Annotated in this window: 1 protein-coding gene and 1 pseudogene; both read right to left on the reverse strand. The window is 64.4% G+C overall.

Annotation, left to right across the window (positions count from 1 at the left end):
- A partial coding sequence (locus tag Q0D45_RS20395; protein ID WP_293397428.1) for a heme A synthase occupies nucleotides 1-1,046 on the reverse strand: 1,046 nt, incomplete at its 3' end.
- Nucleotides 1,047-1,199: 153 nt separating this feature from the next.
- Nucleotides 1,200-1,457, reverse strand: a pseudogene (locus tag Q0D45_RS20400) (hypothetical protein); the annotation flags it as partial.

Raw genomic sequence — 1,457 nt, forward strand, 5'->3', positions numbered from 1 at the left:
TCGGCTCGGGACTCAAGATCTTCGCTGGACGAGGCGGGGCACCGTGCCAGACCTCCGTGCCAAACCTCATGATTCAGTGCCATCACCGCCAGCAACAGCAGCGGCGCACCGGCGTTGTGGGCATCGGCCAGCCATAGCGGCAGCTGCAGATGGATCAGCCCGATACCGATAAACACCTGCAGCGCCAGCGCACCCAGCAACGTCAGCGCCAGTTGCCGGTAGGGCGCCCGCTTCAGGCTCAGCAGATAGGCGGCGATGCCGATCAACACCAGACTCAAGATCAGTGCCCCGTAGCGATGCACGAGATGGATCGTCGCACGGGCGGCGACATCGAGAATGCCGCCTTCGTAATCGATGCCGAGGCCGTGCCACAGCTTGAAGGCCACACCGAGTTCGCCCTTCGGCGCAAAGCTGCCGTGACAGGCCGGAAAGTCCGGACAGGCCAGCGCGGCGTAGTTAGTGCTGGTCCAGCCGCCGAGAAAGATCTGGCAACAGAGCAGCAGCAGCGCGGCGATCGACAGCGGCTTCAGCAGGGCGGCGCGCAGCGGAGCGACCTGAGGTTCATCGGACGGTGCCCGTCTACCCAGCCACATCCAGAACACCAGCGACAAAGTCGTCAGACCCAGCAGCAGATGGGTGGTGACGATGATCGGCTTGACCTTCAGGGTGACGGTCAGCGCCCCGAAGACGATCTGCACCAGCACCACGCCGACGGCAGCCGTCGCCAGGCCACGTGGCAGATGTCGGGCGCGATCACGCCAGGCGAGCACGGCCAGCGCCCCGATCAGCAAGCCGACGATGCCGGCGAGATAGCGATGGACCATCTCCTTCCAGGCTTTCGGTGCCTGCACGGGCCGATCCGGATACGCGGCTTCGGCGGCAGCCACTTCATGCGCGGCATCCGGCACGCCGATGTGGCCATAGCAGCCCGGCCAGTCCGGGCAGCCGAGGCCGGCGTTCGACAGGCGCACATAAGCACCGAGCACGATCAGGCAGAAGGTGAGAACCAGGGTCAGCAGGTTCAGGCGGTTGAAGGTCTGGAGCATGGGGTGTCGTGTTTCGAGCCGCGCATTTTACTACTGTGATGATCCTGCGATTTCACGGCATCCATGCCGCAGCATTGCCTTGGTTCGACGGCCCCGGCCCGGCCATCCGTGGCCGGGCGTGAAACCTTCTGCGCGCGGTGCTCGCAGAAGGTTTCACCCAATCGACGACAGCTTCAGCAGCTTCTTCAGATCGTCCAGCAAGCCGCGCTGCAGCTTGTCGGCATCGGCCTGATCCTTGTAGACCATCAACCAGTTGCCGTTCGGATCGATCAGATACAGCGCCAGAGGGTCGCTCGGTTTGAACACGTCCTCGGCACGCTGACCGGCAGGGCCGACGTCGGCAACGATGTGCAGGATCTTGTGTATCTCGCTCAGCTGCGCGGCTGCGGCAGTGGCGGCCACCGCATCGGG

It is taken from the genome of Nevskia sp. (assembly GCF_023266035.1).
Taxonomy (GTDB): Bacteria; Pseudomonadota; Gammaproteobacteria; order Nevskiales; family Nevskiaceae; genus Nevskia.